This window comes from Archangium primigenium, from assembly GCF_016904885.1.
GTDB lineage: Bacteria > Myxococcota > Myxococcia > Myxococcales > Myxococcaceae > Cystobacter > Cystobacter primigenius.
In genome coordinates, this window is record NZ_JADWYI010000001.1 from 4,615,987 (window position 1) to 4,635,094 (window position 19,108).

9 protein-coding genes are annotated in these 19,108 nt (G+C 66.7%); 4 read left to right on the top strand and 5 right to left on the bottom strand.

Going from position 1 to position 19,108, the window contains the following annotated elements:
• Nucleotides 1–40: 40 nt before the first annotated feature.
• Genes I3V78_RS19225 through I3V78_RS19240 form a run of 4 tightly spaced genes read left to right on the top strand, consistent with a single transcriptional unit; the run spans nucleotide 41 to nucleotide 5,078 of the window.
• The gene (locus I3V78_RS19225) at nucleotides 41–685 is read left to right on the top strand and encodes an ImmA/IrrE family metallo-endopeptidase (protein WP_204489922.1); all 645 of its coding nucleotides are present in this window, start codon (nucleotides 41–43) and stop codon (nucleotides 683–685) included.
• Nucleotides 686–687: 2 nt separating this feature from the next.
• A complete protein-coding gene (locus tag I3V78_RS19230; RefSeq protein ID WP_204489923.1) occupies nucleotides 688–1,866 on the top strand; it encodes a hypothetical protein in 1,179 nt (392 codons plus the stop codon).
• Between the two features lie 12 nt (nucleotides 1,867–1,878).
• On the top strand, nucleotides 1,879–4,185 hold the full coding sequence (locus I3V78_RS19235) for an ATP-binding protein (protein ID WP_239576491.1): 2,307 nt from the start codon (nucleotides 1,879–1,881) through the stop codon (nucleotides 4,183–4,185).
• 56 nt (nucleotides 4,186–4,241) lie between these two features.
• Nucleotides 4,242–5,078 (top strand): dihydroneopterin aldolase, encoded by an 837-nt coding sequence (locus tag I3V78_RS19240; protein WP_204489925.1) that lies wholly within the window; start codon nucleotides 4,242–4,244, stop codon nucleotides 5,076–5,078.
• A 4-nt stretch (nucleotides 5,079–5,082) separates the two neighbouring features.
• On the opposite strand, the gene I3V78_RS19245 is transcribed toward I3V78_RS19240, so the two are convergent.
• The 5 genes from I3V78_RS19245 to I3V78_RS39930 form a co-directional block, all read right to left on the bottom strand.
• On the bottom strand, nucleotides 5,083–6,354 hold the full coding sequence (locus I3V78_RS19245; protein ID WP_204489926.1) for a hypothetical protein: 1,272 nt from the start codon (nucleotides 6,352–6,354) through the stop codon (nucleotides 5,083–5,085).
• A gap of 50 nt (nucleotides 6,355–6,404) precedes the next feature.
• Nucleotides 6,405–11,927 (bottom strand): nSTAND1 domain-containing NTPase, encoded by a 5,523-nt coding sequence (locus I3V78_RS19250; protein ID WP_338023666.1) that lies wholly within the window; start codon nucleotides 11,925–11,927, stop codon nucleotides 6,405–6,407.
• A 114-nt stretch (nucleotides 11,928–12,041) separates the two neighbouring features.
• Nucleotides 12,042–15,077: a TolB family protein gene (locus I3V78_RS19255; protein ID WP_204489927.1), complete on the bottom strand. Its 3,036-nt coding sequence runs from the start codon at nucleotides 15,075–15,077 to the stop codon at nucleotides 12,042–12,044.
• Between the two features lie 240 nt (nucleotides 15,078–15,317).
• Nucleotides 15,318–16,781: a sigma-54-dependent transcriptional regulator gene (locus tag I3V78_RS19260; protein ID WP_275583493.1), complete on the bottom strand. Its 1,464-nt coding sequence runs from the start codon at nucleotides 16,779–16,781 to the stop codon at nucleotides 15,318–15,320.
• Complete coding sequence (locus I3V78_RS39930) at nucleotides 16,778–19,105, bottom strand: sensor histidine kinase (RefSeq protein WP_204489929.1); 2,328 nt, start codon at nucleotides 19,103–19,105, stop codon at nucleotides 16,778–16,780. Before I3V78_RS39930 ends, I3V78_RS19260 begins: the two co-directional genes overlap by 4 nt.
• Nucleotides 19,106–19,108 lie beyond the last annotated feature (3 nt).

The following is a 19,108-nucleotide window of genomic DNA, read 5'->3' on the forward strand; positions in this document are numbered from 1 at the left end:
GACGCCACTCACGGTCTTTCCCCGGAACATGGAGGAGGCCGTGGTCTTCCATCTCCCCCGCGTCTCCCTCGTGCCCGTGGCGGGGCTGACCACCCATTGGATCCGCGATTGGTTCTCGCGCAGGCACATCGCGATCGAGACACCCGCCGAGGACAGGGCTCCGCACGGGTGCACGGCGGCGATCGAGGAGCATGGCTACATCTTCTGGGATACCCAGGATCCCGAGGACGTGCAGCGCTTCACGCTCGCCCATGAGGTGGCGCACTTCGTCGTCGACCATCTCCAACCGCGGCAGGAGGCCCGGCGCGCCTTGGGCAAGCGGATCCTCGAGGTCTTCGATGGCAAGCGCGAGCCGAACATCGAGGAGGGCCTGTCCGCCATGTTCAAGCGGATTCCCCTCGCCCAGCTCAACCTCATGAACCGGGGCGTCTCGGGGGACATCCGCCAGGGAGAAATCTCCTTCGTGGAGCACCGCGCGGACCGGCTCGCCTTCGAGCTGCTGGCGCCCGCGAGCCATGCCCTGCCATTGCTCCAGGACCTGCCGCGCAAGCAATGTGTCGATGCACTGGTGTCCCGCTTCGGGCTTCCCAGGAAGAAGGCCCGGACCTACGTCCGGCTCCTGCTCGGACCGGAACGCCCCCGTTTTTCCATCCAGAAGTACTTCGATGACGAGGAGGAGGGTTGAGCATGTCGGAGGGGACATTTCCGGATCAAAGACGGTTCATCCGGGACGATGACTATCAGGCGGCCTACAAGGAGACGCTCGCCGAGACGCTCGACCTCAGGAACTGGGACCTGGGGTTCGATCCCAAGACCATCTTGAAGCGCTTCAAGGAGCAGGTGGGCCATGCGGTGAGGGACGAGGACGCCCTCCGGGACTTCATCCGCAAGGATTTCTTTCCCCGGCTCAAACTCCCCAGGGACGCGCCCGAGTGCGCCGGGGTTTACCCCGCCAGCATGGAGCGGCTGGCCATCATTCACGAGAGCCTGCTCTTTCCCGGTCGGGTCGAGGCCGTGAACAGCACCGTCGTCTCCCATGACAGCCTGCCCATCGCCATCACCCAGATTGGCGTGGCCATTGTCGGGTACGGGGGCAACACGGGGGTCTTCTCCCAGCGCCTGTTCCGCAAGGAGCTGTCGTCCCATACGGATGGCCGCAAGCTGGTGCGGGAAATCTTCGAGAAACGTCAGGCCCGGGCGATGGACGAGGAGGAAGACACGCTGTCCAAGCTGGCGAGCCGGAACATCCGGGCCCACGCCGAGCTGGCGCTGCTCCTGGACCGGTCGAAAGCCCCCTGGCGAATGGGTTACGGCAACCCGTGCTCGCGCGAGTTGCTCTCGGGGTCTGGCTATTCGAGCCTCCTGGAGGCCTCGCTCGAATTGCTCCAGCGCCTCGTGCGGGATCACCAGAAGTTCGTCTTCATTCCCAATTCGCTCGATGACCGGGGCCTGCTGACCTTCGGCAATGCCTTGTACGGAGGCGAGTACGCCATCATCGACACGCTCGTGGACGAGAGCGCGTACATCGTCAATCGCTGGAACTACGACGACGCGGACCGCAAGAAGGCCATGGCGTTCGTGAAGGAGTACTGCCCGCACATCGTCCGGGGCCTCTTCCGGGCCTCGGATCAGTCCCCGCCCTACCTTTTCTACGCGCACCGCGAGCACGTGCATGTCGCGGCCCACGTGGCCATGGCCGACAGCATCCTGCGCCGGGAGCGGGGCTTTCCCATGCTCCTGGACGTGGCGGACGTGGCCTGTCGGGGCGCCTTCGGCTCGGAAGGCTTCCTGGGCATGGTGAATGACGCCTACGCCCAGGCGGGAGCGAAGTTCCACTACGCCAACGAGCGCAAGCGGCGTCCCTAGGAGACATGACCCATGGCCGATGATGACAACTCCTCCCGGACCGGCAACGGCCCGGTCCCCCCTCCGCGCGCGCCCGAGCGCCCCGCCGGGCCGCCCTCGGCTCGGAGCCCCGCGCCTCCCAGCGGCACGACCCCGCCTCCCGGCGCTCCGGGACGGGCACCTCCGGGGCCGCAGGGCCCGCCCCAGCGTCCACCCCAGCCCGGGGCCCCCAAGCCGCCCCAGGGCCCGCCTCCGGGTGCGCCGAGGGCCGAGGCCCCGCGTCCCCAGGCCCCGGGGCCCGTGGGCAAGCCCGCGGCGCCCTCCCGGCCTTCCGGCTCGACTCCACCCGCGGGGGCGCCTCCGCCCGCGGGCTCGCCGCCCCCCAAGGCCCCGCCGCCCACCAGGCCCGAGGGGGGCGTCCTCAGCTCCCTGCCCGAGAAGAACCAGGGCGAGTTCGAGGAGCTCGCGACCCTGGCGAAGACCTCGTCCCTCGAGCTTCCCGCCGATCTCAAGGACGCCGTGGGCTTCACCCACTTCGACACCTCGTCGAGCGAGGACAACCTCATCACCGTCCTGACCACCCGCGATGACCTGCCCAAGCTGGCGTCACAGACGCTCGTGCGGGTGAAGTCCCGGGAGGACAAGCGCTCCTACCTGGGGGTCGTGGTCCGGGGGCCCTTCGCCGAGCCGGACGCCATCGCCGCCAACTCCACCATGGCGGTGGGCGTGGTCGTGCAGGGCAAGAAGCTGGCCTACACCTTCGACTACCACGGGCGCGCCGACATCGAGATCCTCGGGGAGGAGAAGGGGGAGGGGGGCGTCCTGACGGCGCCCAAGCTCCGGCCCCGGCCCAAGAGCCCGGTCTTCCTGCTCAACGAGCAGGAGAGCGCGCGGGTCCTCGGCCTCAAGGGCGACATGTGTCTGGGATTGGTGGCGGGGTACGAAGGGATGGAGGCACGGTTGGATCCGCGGGACAAGTCCATCCTCCCGCGGCACACCGGCATCATCGGCACCACGGGCGGCGGCAAGTCCACCACCGTGGCCACCCTCATCCACCACGCCCAGGCCGCGGGCATCGCCACCATCGTCTTCGACGTGGAGGGGGAATACACGCACGTGGATCAACCCACGGAGCACGCGGCCATGATCGCGGCCCTCGAGCTCCGGGGACAGAAGGCCGAGGGCGTGAAAAACCTCCACATCCATCACCTCACCGGCCGGGACAGCCGCAATCCCAAGCACAAGAACCTGCACCGCTTCTCGCTCAAGTTCTCGAGCCTGTCGCCGTATGCCATCTCGGAGATCCTCGGCATGTCCGAGGCCCAGCAGGAGCGCTTCCACAAGGCCTACGACGTCACGAAGCTGCTGCTGGAGGACTTCAAGCTCTTTCCGAGGAACGAGGCCGAGCAGCAGAAGATGCTGGACGTGGACGAGCACTCGACGGGCTACCCGGAGATGAAGCTCCAGCACCTGCTGGACGTGGTGAACACCTACCTCTACGCGCTCAGCGACGAGGGCAAGGGCGAGACCCGGAGCCGGGCGAAGCCCACGACCCGCAGGCGCGGGGCCGCGGAGGAGGAGAGCGACGCCGAGGACGGCGCCGACGCCGAGGGCGCGGACGCCGTGCCCCGGGGCCCCCGGCTGATGAGCGAGTTCCGTCAGAACCCGGGACGCGTGCTGGGCCGGGTCATGGCGGCGAGCAGCAAGAACGAGATCAGCTGGAAGGCCTTGATGGGCAAGCTGCAGAACCTGCGGCGCCTGAAAATCTTCGATGTCGACACGGCGCCGGGCGTGGCGCACGACACGCTGCTCGAGCCGGGGCGGGTGTCGGTGATCGACCTGTCGGACACGGACTCGCCCCAGCTCAACAACCTCGTCATCGCCGACATCCTGCGGGGCCTCCAGGAAAAGCAGGAGGAGCGCTACCAGGCGGCGCATGCCGACGGCAAACCCATCACCCCGGTGCTCATCGTGCTGGAGGAAGCGCACGAGTTCCTGTCCGCCAGTCGCATCTCCCAGATGCCCGTGTTGTTCGAGCAGGTGGCGAAGATCGCCAAGCGGGGCCGCAAGCGGTGGCTGGGCCTCGTCTTCGTCACGCAACTGCCGCAGCACCTGCCCAACGAGGTGCTGGGGCTGCTCAACAACTTCATCATCCACAAGATCACGGACAGCTCCGTCATCTCCCGGATGCAGAAGACCGTGGGGAACATCGACGAGAGCCTGTGGAACCGGGTCAACCGGCTCGCGCCCGGGCAGGCCCTGGTGTCGTTCAGCAACTTCACCCGGCCCCTCATGGTCGCGGTGGATCCCGCCCCCGTGAAGCGCCTGCTCGTGGATTGAGGCGTCAGGAACAACGGCGTGGCGGGGGGCGCGGGGTTCATCTAGCGTGTGGGACGATGAACCCCTCCCTCTCCGGTGCCTGGCCCGTCATCCCCCGTGACGGGCGGGGCCGTCCCCTGGATGTCATCGAGCTGCGCCGCCTCACCGTGCAGTGCATCGTCGGCATGTACCCGGCCGAGCGGGACACCCCGCAGCCGCTGGAGCTCGACGCGGCGCTCTACCTGGACACCCGCGAGGCGGGCCTCAAGGGGCGCCTCCAGGACACGGTGGACTACGCGCGGCTGACGGGCGAGCTGCGCTTCCTGCTGGAGACGGCGAACTTCCGCATGCTGGAGACGGCGGCGGAGGCGCTCTGCCGCTACCTGCTCGCCCCGCCCACGGCGGACGCGATGCGGGCACCCCTCCAGGCGGTGACGCTGCGCCTGTCCAAGCCGGAGGCCCTGGGTCGCACGGCCCAGGCCGCCCTGTGCGTGCACCGCACGGCGGACGAGTACCACTTCGAGCACGAGGAGAAGCCCTTTGGCCGGGTGGACATCCTCTTCCAGGACGAGCACGTGGGCATCTACCGGCTGCGCATCGCGCCGGGGCGCACCATCGTCACCCACGAGCACCGGGTGATGGAGGAGGCGGAGCTGGTGCTGGGCGCGGGGCTGCTGCTCCAGGGACAGCCCGTCCTCGCGGGCACGGGCCTGCGCTGGCCGAGGCACCTGCCGCACCGCTACGACAACCCGCGCGAGGTCGAGCAGACGGTGCTGTGCGTGGACCGGCCGGCCTTCATCCCCTCGGACGAGGTGGAAGTCCCCGAGCCGGCGGAGGGCCTCGCGCCCGTGCAGGGCCGCGCCTACTACCCGGAGGCGGCGAACCTCCCCGAGACGGAGACGCGCAAGGCCTGAGGGCTCAGTCGCCCCGCAGCCGCGCCCGCGTCTCCTCGAGGCGCTCGCGGCCCGCGTCCGACAGGCCCTCGAAGTGGGGAAGGGACGCCACGCGCTCGAGCCGTGCCGCCCGCTCGGGATCGCTCAGGCCTGGAAGGCTGCGGCGCACCACGTCCAGGTAGCGCGCCAGGGGCACGAGCGTCGCGTACCAGCTCGCCTGGCGTCCCAGCCCCGCGAGGCGCTGCTGTTCGCGGCTGACCCCGGGCAGCGTGGGTCCCGGGCGGCCTTCCTCGGGCAGGGCCTCGGGGGCCGGGTCCAACCGGGCGCGCAGGTCCTGGGAGAACCGTTGCTCCACGGCGCCCGTCCGCGCGAGGCGCCGCACCAGGGCGCCGCAGACCTCGCAGGCGCGCTCCAGGGCGCCCGCGGGGAGCGGCACCGCGTGGCCACAGCTGCCACAGCGGCCGTCGAGCGCGTCCAGTCCGAGCACCTCGGCGGAGAAGGGCCGCTTGAAGGAGCAACCCGGGCAGATGAGCTGGGTCGCGGTCCGCGCCTGGAAGGACACCAGGGCGCAGTGGGGACACGTCCACTCGAGGTACACGCCCAGGTCATCCGAGGAGACGGCATCGGTCTCCCGGACGTTGTTCACCCCGTGGAGGCGCCGCAGCACGGCGAGCCGCTGCGCGGGGGCCAGCAGGGGCAGCCACGCGTTGACGGTGAGCGACAGGGTGAGCTGGCAGCGGGAGGCGGGCGGCATGCCGTCGGGGTCCTCGAAGCCCGGCAGCTCGAAGAGCCGCGCGTAGAGGCGGGTGAGCAGCTCCAGGACGCGCTCCAGCGTGGGCAGGGGATCGCGCAGGTCCATGGCGGAGCAGACCGTCATCAGCTCCGCGTTGAGCGCGACGAGGGACGCGTCCGCGAGCCCGTGCAAGCGCACCCAGGCGTCGTAGCGCACGTAGCGCTCGCGGTAGGCCGCGTCGGTGTGCACCTCGGGGGGGAACTGCTGGGGCGTGGCGTCCATCTGCAGGGACACCGCCTCGCGCAAGAGGGGCAGTGCCTGCTCGAGGCGGCCCGCGTGCACGTGCGCCGTGGCCGCCGCCACCCGCTCCTGCAGCGCGGTGAACTTGGGCATCAAGGCCGGGTAGTCCCGCAGCCAGGCGGCATAGGCCGGCGACTCGAACCACGCCTGCCAGTCGATGCCCACCAGCGACTGGCAGTAGCCACACCGGACCCAGGCGGCGTGGCCCGTGGACTCCACGTGGGCACCACAGGCATGACAGCGATAGCGAAGGAGCAGGGCCATGAGTCTCGGGAGTCTACCAATCCGCTCGCCGGGTGGAGTCCTCCCACGAATCAAAGAGTTCGGCCGTGAGACTCCTCGCATTCTTTATACTTCTTTCGCGCGATATCGGGCTCCTCGAGCAAATACTGCTCTCGTTCCAAGGAGGAAAGACACGCGGTGGTCGCCGTCTGAAAGTACTCGCGCAGGGGTTCGGGCTTCAGGTACCAGACGCGAACCAATCCCTCCCCGCACACCGTGATGACCCTGGAGCCATCGGGAGTAATCAACGCATGAAGGGCGGTGGTGAATTCTAGCTTTTCCTCGTGCTGAAAGACAAGCGGAAGTGATTGACTCTTCATGGGCCAAAGGCGAGCGGATCCGTCATCGGAGACGGTCAGGACATGATCGCCATCGGGCGTGAAGGTTGCGGAGGCCACCGCGCTCTTATGCCCCTTGAGATCAAGTGAAGGACCAGTTCCGTACATAGGCCTCACGCTGGCGATTCCTTCGGATGCCGCGATGACGACAGAGGTACCCGCTGGACTGAACTCGGCGGAGTTCAGAACGTTCGTGTATCCCGCGAAGAGACGCGGGGCCCTCTCCGGTTCGGAGGTTCGCCAGAGTTGGGCCACGCCATCGTTGGACGCCACGAGGATGAGAGAGCCATCAGGACTGAAACTGGCGGATGTCGCCGTTCCCGTGTGTCCTCTGAGTGGACGGGGGGCTTCGTTCTTCTCCAGGTTCCAGAGAAGAACGGTTTCGTCATCGGAGCCGGTCAAGAGCTTTTTGCCATCGGGACTGAATGTGGCGAGGTTGATTGAATCCTTATGGCCTTTGAGCCTGCGGGGATTCGTGTCTGGACTGTAGGTATGCCAGAGACGTGCATTCTTGTCTTCCAGCGTGAGAACGAGAGCACCGTCGGGACTGAAGAGCGCGGAGGTCATCTCGTTGTTGGTTTGAAGGACACGCGGAGGGTGCTTCGTGTCCCCTACCTGCCACAGGCGCGCGGTACCATCGTCCGAGGCGGAGAGCGCAAGTGAACCATCGCGATTGAAGGTGGCCGAGTTCACTGTCCACCCAAGGTGCCCGGAGAAGGATTCCAACCGCTGACCCGAGCCATCCAAACTGAAGAGATGGAGGGTGCCATCCGAAGCGGCGGTGAGGATTTCCGAGCCGTTGGGGCTGAGGGCGGGGGGCATGTTCGAGTCCGCGGGGGTCGAGAAGAACGGTGTGCCCGCGCCTCGAAGACGCCAGAGGCGTGCGGTTCTATCCTCGGAAGCCGTGAGGATGCTGGATCCATCGGGACTGAAACGGGCGGTGCTCACCCAATCCGTATGGCCGTGGAGGATGAGGGGCTGCTCCATGCCATCCGTGCGCCAGAGCCGGGCCGTTCCATCGGCGGAGGACGTGAGGATGAAGGAGCCATCGGGACTGAACGTGGCGGAGGTCACCCAATTGGAATGTCCCGAGAGTACGCGCGGCGGATCCTGACCCTCGGAGTTCCAGAGGCGAGCGGTGTTGTCACTCGACGCGGTGAGGAAGGAATGACCGTCTTGACTGAAAGCGACCGAGTTCACATCGGCCGAATGGCCTTTGAAGACACGTGGCTCCGCAACACCAAGAGTCCAAAGGCGAACGGAGTGCGTGGTGGGGTAACTTAAACTGGAGGAGCCCGTGAGGACGGATTTCCCATCGGGACTGAACGTGGCACAGTTCACCGCTTCATCACTGTTGAACTCGTCCTTGTGGTCGAGCCTGTCAAGAATATCTCCATTCAGGTTCCAGACCCGCGCGGTACCGTCGTTGGACGCGGTGAGGATTCGTAGTCCATCCGTGCTGAAGAGGGCGACGTTCACCTGATCTTCATGACCCCCGAGGCGGAGCGGCGGTTGATCGGGAGCGCTTGTTCTCCAGAGATAGACTGACCCATAAGCATTCGCGATGAGAATGAGGGCGCTATCTGGACTGAACGTAGCGGCCGTCAAGGGAACGGGATCATTTTTGTTGAAATCCGGCCCCTTGAGGACAATAGCAGGTACGTGCTCTTTCTGCGCATCCCAGAGTCGCGCCGTTCCATCGTACGACGCGGTGAGGATGCGGGAGCCGTTGGGACTGAAGGTGGCGAAAGACACGGCATCTTCATGACCCGTGAGGATGCGGGGTTCTCCCTCTCCATCCGCCCTCCAGAGTCGCGCGGTTCCATCAGCCGAGCTTGTGAGGATATGTGAGCCATCGGGGCTGTAGCTGATTCCCTCGACGCTCGAGGTGTGGCCACTGAAGATGGCATTGCTGATGAGCCGTTGACTGATCTGCGACGCGCTCTGCAACCACTCTTTGTCCGACGCACCGTCTACCGTCTTGATCTCGCGCAGGACCAGCATGGCCTGGGTGGGACTCTTGTCAAGGAGCACCTTCGCATTGGACAATTGGAGATTGATCCCGACCAGCCTTGCTTGCCTGCGTGCCTCCTCGGCGTTCGTCGTGGCGAGATCCTGCTGTTCGAGCGCCCGTCGTGCATTGGCCTCGGCGGCCTCCCGCAGCCGCTGCGCCTCTTGGGCATTGGTCATGGCGAGCCATTGTTGTGCCTGGGCTTCCTGGAAATTCAGCTCGGCGGCCTCCTGCTGCTGCCGCGCCTCCTTGGCATTGGCCGTGGCGGCCTCCTGTTGCCGCTGCGCCTCCTTGGCATTGACCTCCGCCATTTCTTGCTGCCTGCCTGCTTCCTGGGCATAGGCCTCGGACGCGGACTTCTGGGCAAGCGCCTCCTGGGCATTGGCCTCGGCGATCCGTTGCTGCGCGGCGGCCTCCTGGGCGTTGTGCTCGGCGGCCTCCCGCTGGCGCCGGGCCTCCCGGGCATTCTCCTCTGCACGCTGCTTCTGGAGCCGGGACTCTTGGGCATTGGCCTCCGCGAGCCGCTGCTTCTCGAGCGCTTCGCGGGCGTTGTGCTCGGCGGACCGCCGCTGCCGCTGGGCCTCCTCGTAATTGCTGACGGCGTTCTTCTTCTGCGCCTTGGCGTCCTGCGCGTTTTCCTGGGCGACGGCCTGCTGCAGATGGGACTCCCATGCGTGCTGTACGGCCTTCTCCCGCTGCTGGCTGGCCTCCTGGGCGTTGGTCTCGGCGAGCTGTTGCTGTTCGAGCGCCTTGTGGGCATTGGCGCTGGCCGCCCGGGCCTGTAGCAGCGCCAGCACCGTGAGGAGCACGAGGGCGATGACCACCGTACACGCCATCGAGGAGCGCCGGGTGCGGAGCACACGCCGTCGCCGCGCACTGGCCCGGAGGAAGCCGCTCTCCACGGCGTTGAAGCCCAGGGCGGCATCGGGCCGGTCCTCGGGCGACACCGTGGACAGGGCCAGGGGTTCATCGGTGCGGCGCAGGGCGGCGGGCGCGAGGCCCAGTTGCGCCATGCGTCCATCCGCCCACAGGAAGTCATGACTCTGGCGATGGCGCTGCCACTCGGCCGCGGCATGGGACACACGCCGCAGCAACAGCAACTCACGGCTCGAGTGGCGGGCCCAATCGTGGAGCCGTGGCCAGGCGGACAGGAGGGCGTCGTGGGCGGGCTCGACGCACGGGCCGCCATCGTCGCTGGCCACGATCAGGCGGCAGCCTTCCAGCGTGCTCAGGACCCGACGGACGCGCTCATTCTCCTCGGCATGGCCGTAATCCAGCTCGGCGCGCGGGACCCGGCGGCGCGCCAGCTCTCCTCCCTCCAGGGACACCATGCGCAGCAGCACGTTGCGCAGGGTGTGTTGGAAGGCGGGGAGCTCTCCCGGGCGGAGCGCCGGCAGGGGGGCTTGTTCGGCGGATGCGAGCGGGGGCGTCCCGGAGAAGATGAGCTCCGCCCGGCGCTGGAGCGCGCCCGCGATGCCGCCCCCAATCCGGCGGTAGTCCTCGAAGGTCAGGGTGCGATCACTCCGGCCGCTCGCGAGGTAGCCATCGAACAGCTCGCTGAGCGCCACGGAGAGCAAGGGCAGCGCTCCGGGCATCTGCTCGACGTCATCCAGCAGGTGCTCGACGAGCCCGGGCTCGAAGAAGAGGACACAGGCCTCCGCGGGCTTCTCGATACAGAGGCGCAGCTCGTCCCGGTTCATGGGAGGCAGGGGGCGCCGGTTCGCGTGCCATTGCTCGGAGGACAGGCCCGAGGGTCGCATCAGGGAGAGGAAATGGGGCTCGAAGTCCGAGCGGAGCAGCCACAGCAGGCGCAGCCGGGGATGGGCGAGCTGGAGCAGGCCACTCAGGGCCCGGAGGAAGGCCTGACGCTGGGCGTCGTCGGGGCAGGTGGTGACGAGCTCCTCGAGGGGATCGACGACGAGAAGAAGCGAGAGGTCGCCGTGGTGGATGAGGAAGGCGCGGACGCACTCGGCGGCGGCGTGGGGCTGGGTGAGGAGGTTCGCGGCCGAGGGGGAAGGCTGCCCGGGCCGCAGCGAGGCGAGCCAGGCGGCCAGCGCGGCGAGGGGCTGGGTGCTCGGTCGCAGGGAGGGGGGAACCCTCCACGCCGGGTCGTCGCTCAATCGGGGCAGCAGCGCCGCGTGGACCGTGCTGGACTTGCCGATGCCGGAAGGGCCGCACAGCACCAGGAGGGGACGGGCGCGCAGGTGCTCCATCAGCGCATCGACGAAGCGCTCGCGGCCGAAGAAGAGGTGGCGGTGGGCCGAGGAGAAGGGACGCAGGCCCAGGTAGGGGTTGGAGCGTCGGGAGAGAGGCGCCGCCAGGGGCAGGGCGGGGAAGGCCTCCGCGAGGAGGAAGAGGAACTCGCCACTGTCGTGCCAGTCCAGGGGCCAGAGCGCGGGGGTCTGCTGTCCATACGCGGGCAGCAGCTCGACCAGCCTGTCGCGCAGGAAGGTCGAGAGCTCGGAGGCGGTTAGCAGGCCGTCCTGATTGGTGTCCGCGGGGGAGGGGAATTGGAGGGCTTGAAGCAACGCCAGCGCGAAGGGTGAGTGGCGCCCGTCCCCGAGCGACTCCTGGGAGGGTTTGGACAGGAGTCTGTCGGAGGCCAGCTCATCGTGCGCGGTGGAGAGCAGGAGCTGAAAGGAGCGGCGGGAGGAGAAGTGCCGGAAGCGCTCGAGGAAGAGGGGCGCGGGAGCGTCGGGGGCGCGCAGATCGCGTGACGTGGAGTGGGGGAAGGCACCCGCGAAACAGCAGTCCAGGATGAGCAGCAGATGGCGGCAGGGCAGCTCGCGCAGCGCCTGGCGGAGCGACGCCATGGGCCAGTAGGAGGAGGGGTCCTCGCGGCGGGCGTCGGCGGGCAGCAGGAAGCCGGCGATGCGGTGCTCGTCATCGGTGTGCGCCAGCCCGTGCCCCGCGAAGTAGATGAGCAGCCTATCTGGAGGCGGCTGAAGCGAGGGAAGGTCCCGGGTCAGAAGCTCGGTGAGGGCGGCGAGGGAGGCGGCCTCATCGAGCAGGCGCATCACCTCGAATCCTTGGCCCTCCAACGTCGCCGCGACGGCCTCGGCATCCCGGACGGCATTGAAGAGTGGAGGAATGCCGTGGGTGTAGGTGTTGACACCAATGACAATGGCCAGACCCCGCTCGAAGTCCGGCGGGACGCTGCTGAAATCGGAGCATCGCATCGGCGGACACAACAGGGCGGATTCCACCGAGAATCCACGTTTGATAGGCGCCTGCGTTCTCGCTCGCATGGAAAGCAACCCGCCAGGAAGGGTCCCTACCGGAGCTGGCTCGTGGGCCCGTTCCGGTAGGGACCCTCAATCCTACGGCGCCAGAACTTCAGCGGCCTCGACCAGGCGCGCCATCACACGTTCGCTGTTGGTACTCGGGGAGGGATTGGAGCGGCGGTAGACGACGAGCGAGGTTTCTCCCCCCATGGAGGTCACCACGGGCTCTCGTTCATTCTCCGGCGCGGTGGCGATGGGGAAGCCGTTGGTATCGACCACCTTGCCCAGCTCGTTGACCCGCGCGCCATAGATGTCGGAGAACCCGGTACCCCCGCGGTAGTCCTGCCATACCACCAGGAAGTTCGCACCATCATAAGCGACGACGGGAGCGCTCTGTGTGCTGATGGCAGCGGAGATGGAGATGCCACTGGCGTCGAGCACCGTGCCGCCGCTGCTCACCCGCGCACCGTAGATGTCGGAACCCGTGCTGCTACGAGCTTCCTCCCAGGCTACCAGGAAATACAAGCCGTTGTGCGTGATTGAGGGATAGCCCTTGCCACTGGTGGTCGTGGCAATGGGAATGCCGTTGGCATCGAGCACCGTGCCGCTACTGCTCACCCGCGCACCGTAGATGGCGCCGCTGCCAATGCGGTAGTCAAGCCATGCAACCAGGAAGTTCGTCCCGTTGAAGGCCACCACGGGATTGTGCTGATCATTGGAGGCGGTGGAAATGGAGATGCTGTTGGTGTCGAGTACGGCGCCGTTACTGCTCACCCGCGCACCGCGGATGTCATTATTCGTGTTGCTGTTATACTCCCTCCACACAACCAGGAAGTTCGCCCCATCGTATGCGACGGTGGGATCGTATTGCGAGGTCGCATCAGAGGAGATGGGAATACCCGTGGTGTCGAGCACCATGCCGTCGCTGCTCACCCGTGCGCCGTAGATGTCGTAACTCGTGTTGCTGCGGTACTCGCACCACACGATCAGATAGCTTGTCCCGCCATAAGCAACCTTGGGATTGAACCTGGAGTAACCGCTGGTTGCCAGGGGGATGCCGCTGGTGTCGAGCACCGTACCCATTTCGTTGACCCGTGCGCCATAAAGCGCGGAATTGCCGTGGCGTGTGTCGTGCCAGACGACCAGATAGTTCGTTCCATCGCTGGCGACGGTCGGGGTATATTGGCCGTTCCCGGATTTCGAAATGGAAATATCACTGGTGTCGAGCACCGTGCCAGCGCTGCTCACTCGCGCCCCATAGATGTTTGGACCGTTGATATAGCTATAATCATGCCAGACAACCAGAGAACTCGTCCCGTCGCTGGCAAGGGCAGGTTCGTGCGCACTGCTTGAAGCCGTGGAGACGAGGATGCCATTGGTGTCAAGCACTGCCCCGACACTATTCACGCGAGCGCCGTAGATGTCGTAGCTGCGGGTGTCTTGCCAGACCACCAGGAAGTTTGTCCCCTCCTTCGCCAGTGCGGGAGCCATCTGGTGATTGGTTGCAGTGGAAATAGGAATTCCGCTGGGGTTGCGCACCACTCCCGTACTGCTCACCCGAGCGCCGTAGATGTCGTAGTTCGTACCGCTGCGATAGTCCTGCCACACCACAAGGAATTCCGTCCCACTGTAGGCCACCGCAGGGGACTCCTGACGGTTGACGGCAGTGGAGATCAGGATGCCGTTAGGATTCAGCACGGAGCCGGTGTTGCTGACGCGAGCCCCATAGATGTCCTCGGTTCCACCGCTGCGAGTGTCTTGCCAGACCACCAAGGAGTTTGTCCCATTGCTGGCCACAGCGGGTTTCGTCTGGTGATTGACGTAGGTGGAAATGGGAATTCCACTGGAGTCGAGCACGATGCCCGCGTTACTCACCCGGGCTGCGTAGATGTCGTGGCCGCCGTTGCGATAGTCCTGCCAGACGACCAGGAAGTTCGTTCCATCGTGGGTTACGGCGGGTTCCGTCTGGCTATTGGTGGCGCTGGAGATGGGGATTCCGTTGGTATCGAGTACGATACCCGCGTTACTCACCCGGGCTCCGTAGATGTCATAGCCGCCGTTGCGGTAGTCCTGCCAGACGACCAGGAAGTTCGTTCCATCGTGGGTCACGACGGGAAAGGACTGCTCATTGAGGGCGTTGGAGACGCGAATGCCTGTGGCATCGAGCACGACTCCGCTATTGCTCACCCGAGCGCCATAGATGTCATAGTTGTTGCTGCGGTAGTCGTGCCAGACAACCAGGAAATTTTTCCCATTGTGGGCAATCGCAGGCGAACTCTGGCTATTGTCCGCGGGACCATACACCGGGTCGTCCATGCCAATCTCGGGTGAGACGATGGGATCAAGCACGGCGGGGTAGCTTGACCCCTCCACCACGCTCGCCGACACGCTCAACACGATGCGGTCGACCTCGAAACGGGCGGGCACGGCGGTACGTTGTCCCGCGGCGTCCACCCAGGTGCCATGGCCGTAGCGCACGCCCAGGCCGGTACTCCCACTGGCGAAGTGCAACCCCTGGGCTGTCTCTCCGAGGAAACGCCCGTGCTTCACTGGCACCTGAACCTCGAGGTCCCCTGCTCCCAGGGGCTTCTGCTCGAAGCTCCAGCTCTGCTCCACTCCGTCCTTGCCGTTGCGGAAGTGTTCCGCCACCGCGCTCCGGGCGAGGAGCAAGCTCCCAAGCTCCTGCACCTGACCCGTCGCTTCGTGGCTCGACAGCGGCGTGCCTCCCCGGTTCACCTGGGCGGTACCGAAGCGGACGGGCTCTCCCTCCAGATGCGCCTCATGGAGGGGGGCTTCCGGCTCCCGAGCCCGCGATTCGTCCCGAGCAAGCCGTGTAGCCTCGGACCGCTCGGACGTGCTCCGTGGGTAGTGGTAGGGGGTGACGCTGAAGCCGTTGGCCTCCACTCGCACGGCATAGGTGCTGTGCCCGCCCTCCCAGGCCGAGCCTTCTGGCCGGAAGGCGAAGTGCACTTGATCCATGACCTTCTGTACGTCGAAAGGGGCCTTCTGCTGCCCGGAGTCCGCGGGGGCTTCGTTGGGCGAGGAAGGTGCGCGCTCTTCCTGGGCACAGCCAGAAAGCAGCCAGACCGCGAGAACGCCCGCGGCCCATCGGATGCGTGAATAGGCAATCATTGTCGTTGAAAACTCCGTACCAGGATGTCTGTTCACCACGACAAGAGGGGAGTTGCCCCCCCGCTCCCCCCCCTGTCGCAGGGCTGGGTGAACTCAGCCACGGTGATGACCAGCAAACATCGAGCCAGCGCCTTGGACGGGTTTCTCTAGAGGGAAGAATGCCCTGCTGCCTCCTGTGGCCTGGTCGGATTCGACCAGCGGCTGCGAGGTGAACGGTCTGATCCGTCCACGGGCAGCGGGTCAGGCCTCCGCCGGGCCCCCGTCCTCGTCTTCCTCCACGTCGGCATTGACGCGATTCTTCAGGAAGCGCTCGACGGCCTTGCGGCTCCATCCCAGTTTCTTGCCGGCCTCCGTCTTGTTGCCCCGCGCCTGCTTCATGGCCTCCAGCACGAGGGCCCTGGTGAGGACATGGCTTCGGTCCTGGTCGGGCAGGGGAAGGGCGAGGAGTTGCCGGGCCATCTGGCCCAGCACGTCCTCCAACGCATCCCCCCGGGTCTCGGAGGGAACACAACGCGCCAGCGTCTCGGCGTCGATGCGCTCGGAGTCGGCGAGGATGGCCAGCCGGTAGATGGCATTGCGCAGCTCGCGGATATTGCCTGGCCAGGGACGCTGACAGAGTTGCTCGATGGCCTGCTGCGTGAAATGCAGTGGCTTGCGGTGACTGGCGGCGAAATGTTGGACGAGCGCCGGGATGTCCTCCCGGTGCTCCGAGAGGGACGGAACGCGGACGATCAGCACGTTGAGCCGGTGGAAGAGATCCTCGCGGAACAACCCCTGCCGGACGCGCTCCTGGAGGTCCACGTGGGTGGCGGCGACGATGCGGCCTCGGAAGACCTGCTCGCGGGCGGTGGGCCCGACGGGCCTGAAGCGCCGGGTCTCCAACACGCGCAGCAGCTTGGTCTGGAGGATGGGGGTGAGCTCGGCGACCTCATCCAGGAAGAGGGTGCCGCGCCGGACCAATGAGAAGTACCCATCCTGGTCCCGCGTCGCGTCGGTGAAAGCACCCCGGACGTGACCGAAGAGCTGATCCTCGACCAGGGTCTCGGCGAGTGCGCCGCAGTTGATGTCGAAGAGGGGCTCGGAGGGGTGGGGACCGAGTTTGTGGAGGCCCTGGGCCACCAGCTCCTTGCCGGAGCCTGTCGGCCCCAGTATGAGGACGGGCACGGGCTCCTGGATGTCGGCCGTGGCGATCCGCTGCAGCAGGGCGCGCAGGTTCTGCATGGCCACCGAGGTGCCAATGAGTCCCAGGTTCGAGTCGGGGGCGCCTCGGGCCCGCAGGTCCAGCAGCTCCTGATTCAGCTCGAGCTTGTGGCGCAGCTCCTTGAGGATGAGGGGGACCCGCTGCTCGAGCTCCGTCTTGAGTACGTAGTCCTCGGCCCCCAGCTTCATGGCCTCGCGGATCTCGCTGGGCTGGCTGTGGCTGCTCACCACGATGGGCACGGTCTGGTAGCGGCCGCGGATCTCCTGGATGAGCGTGAAGCCCTCCCGGTTGCGCATGTCCGCGGAGAGCTGGAGGTCGATGAAGGCGACGTCGAGCACGGCCTCCTGGAGGATCTGCCGGGCCTCGGCCAGACTGCTGGCGCGGTAGAGCTCGATGTGCCCGAGGGGTTGCAGGACGCTGGACAGACTCCTCAGCGCCATCCTTTCGTCATCGACCAGGAGGACCTTGAGAAGCCGTTGTTCGTTCGCATCGTCTGGGATCATGGCGGGGGGGGAAGGGTGAGGCGGAACGCGGTGCGCTCCGCTTCACGCAGAAAGGAGATGTCCCATCGGAAGGTGTACGCGATGCGCTGGACCACGGTCAGTCCAATGCCATACCCCTCGGGTTTCGTGCTGATGCGGCGGCTGGTGAAGAGGACGCTCGCCACCTGCGCCGAGACGCCTGGGCCCGTGTCCCAGACGTCGAGGAGCAGCTGGCCCGCGGCGCTCGTGTGGAGGCGGATGCCCATGGCGCCCGTGTCGGGGGATGCCTGGGCCGCGTTGCGCAGGAGGTTGCTGAGCAGTTGGACCAGGGATCCTCCCTCGGCGGTCACGGTCAGCTCCGGGGGAACGTCGATCGTGACGGACAGCTTCTTCTCGTGAATGGGCTCGCGAACGAGCAGGAGCGCGCGCTGGATGTGCCCGAGCAGGGGCAGGGGCGCGAGCCGTGGGGTCGGAAGCTGGAGCCGACGCAAGGAGTCGAGCATCCGTTTCATGCGGTCGACCTCCTCGCGCGCGAAGGAGAGGTCCTCCTCGTCGAGCGCCTGGCCGCTGGCGCTTCTTCGGAGCAGGTCCTCGAGGAAGTTCAGGGGATAGACCATCTCGTGGCACAGCTCCTCGCTCAGCGCGCTGAGCGTCAGCTGCTTCTCCCGATGCGCCGCGCCCACCTCCAGGCGTCTGATGGACTCGAGTTCCTGAACGACCTCGGCGTTGTGAAGGGCCAGGGCGCCCAGGGTGGCGAGTGTCTCCAGCAGGTGGATGTCCTCCTGGGTGTAGAGGGCGGCCCCGCGCTTGGGCGCGACGAGCAGCACGGCTCGAAGTTCGCCCAGCGAGCGCATGGGCAGCAGGAGGTGCTGCTCGCGGGGATTCTGGGCCGTCCAGAGGCTCTCCCCCTGCGTCAGCCGAGCCTGGGCGTCACTCGGGAGATGGGAGAGTCCGGCGAGGGCGCCGGGCTCGACCACCCGGGCCTGGAGTGTTGGGAGGGCCTTGACCGCGACGTCCTCCACGGCGCTCCGGATGGAGGGAAGGTCACGCAGGGCCGCCAGCCTGTCACGGAGGTCCTCGATGGTGCCGCGGAAGGTCCGGCTGGTGGGGAAGAACCACCGCGCCTGGAGGTGCCGGGCAAGTCCCAGGAAGAGGAGGAAGAGCGCCAGGCCCAGCAGGGCGAGCAGCGTGGGCACGGTGTGGACGTTCCGGGTTGCAAGATAGGCGAGGGCGGTCCCCAGGACCGACAGCAGAAGCGCGCCCAGGGTGAAAGGCACCCACGACATCCTGGGCGCGAGCACCGCCTGGGATTCCAGGATGTTGTTGCGAACCATGGCGTAGCCGATGGACAGCGGAAAAAGCAGGACCGCCAGGGGCAGCACCAGGTGTCTCACGTCCCGGCCAATGGCGAGGGAAAGCACGTGCACGAGCCCGATCAGCAGGGGCGTGGTGAGCAGGCCCCAGGACGCGGCGGTCAGCTCGGTGCGGGCCGGTCCCGTGCTGCGCCGCATGCGCAAGAGGATGGCTCCCGCGAGGATCACGAAGCTGGGGGCCATCGACTGATCGATGGCGGAGCGGATGGGCTGGATGTTCCATCCGGTGAAGCGGGCCACGATGAGGCCGAGGGCCGTCGCGGCCCCCAGTCCCGTCAGGGCGAGCAGCCCACGACGAAGGGCCACCGTCTTCCAGGCGAGGGGTCTGGGAAAGGCATAAGCCAACCAGAGGGCTGAGATGGGAATGCCCACGGCCGCGAGCGAGAAGAATGGCGCGAGCCACGCGTTCGTATGATAGTCATAGAAGGAGAGCAGGAGGAGAAAGGTCATCACCGACCAGAAGGCGTAGGCCCGCCGCGCGGCGGGGAGGCCTCCCAGGGTGAAGACCATGCCTCCAAACCAGAGCACCAGCCAGGCCGCCAGCGCATAGGTGACGAAGAAGAACAAGAACTCCTTGGCACCGAGGCGGCTGACGCGTGCGAGGACGGGGGGCGAGGTCTGTCCTCGTGGATCCACGAACTCGAGCCGGGCCACCGAATCGCTGGCGGTGTCCGCCGTGAGCGCATAAAGAGCCAGCGGCGAGGAAAGCGGAGCGCGCCCTGACAGGGCTTGGCCATTCACGGCCACGAGACGGTGGCTGACGTGGGGGAGGGGCTGGGGGCCCTCCCACGACGGCAACTCGACGAGCGAGTAGAAGTGATAGGCATCCAGCAGGAGTGATGGGAATGGCTTGCCCAGGGTGGAGGACGCGCTGACCGTGGCCAGACCCGTGAGCACGAGGGCCAGGAGGACGGGGAGGAACAGGCGATGTCCCCACGGGGGGCGGACTCGCGAACTCGCTGCGGGGACCATGGT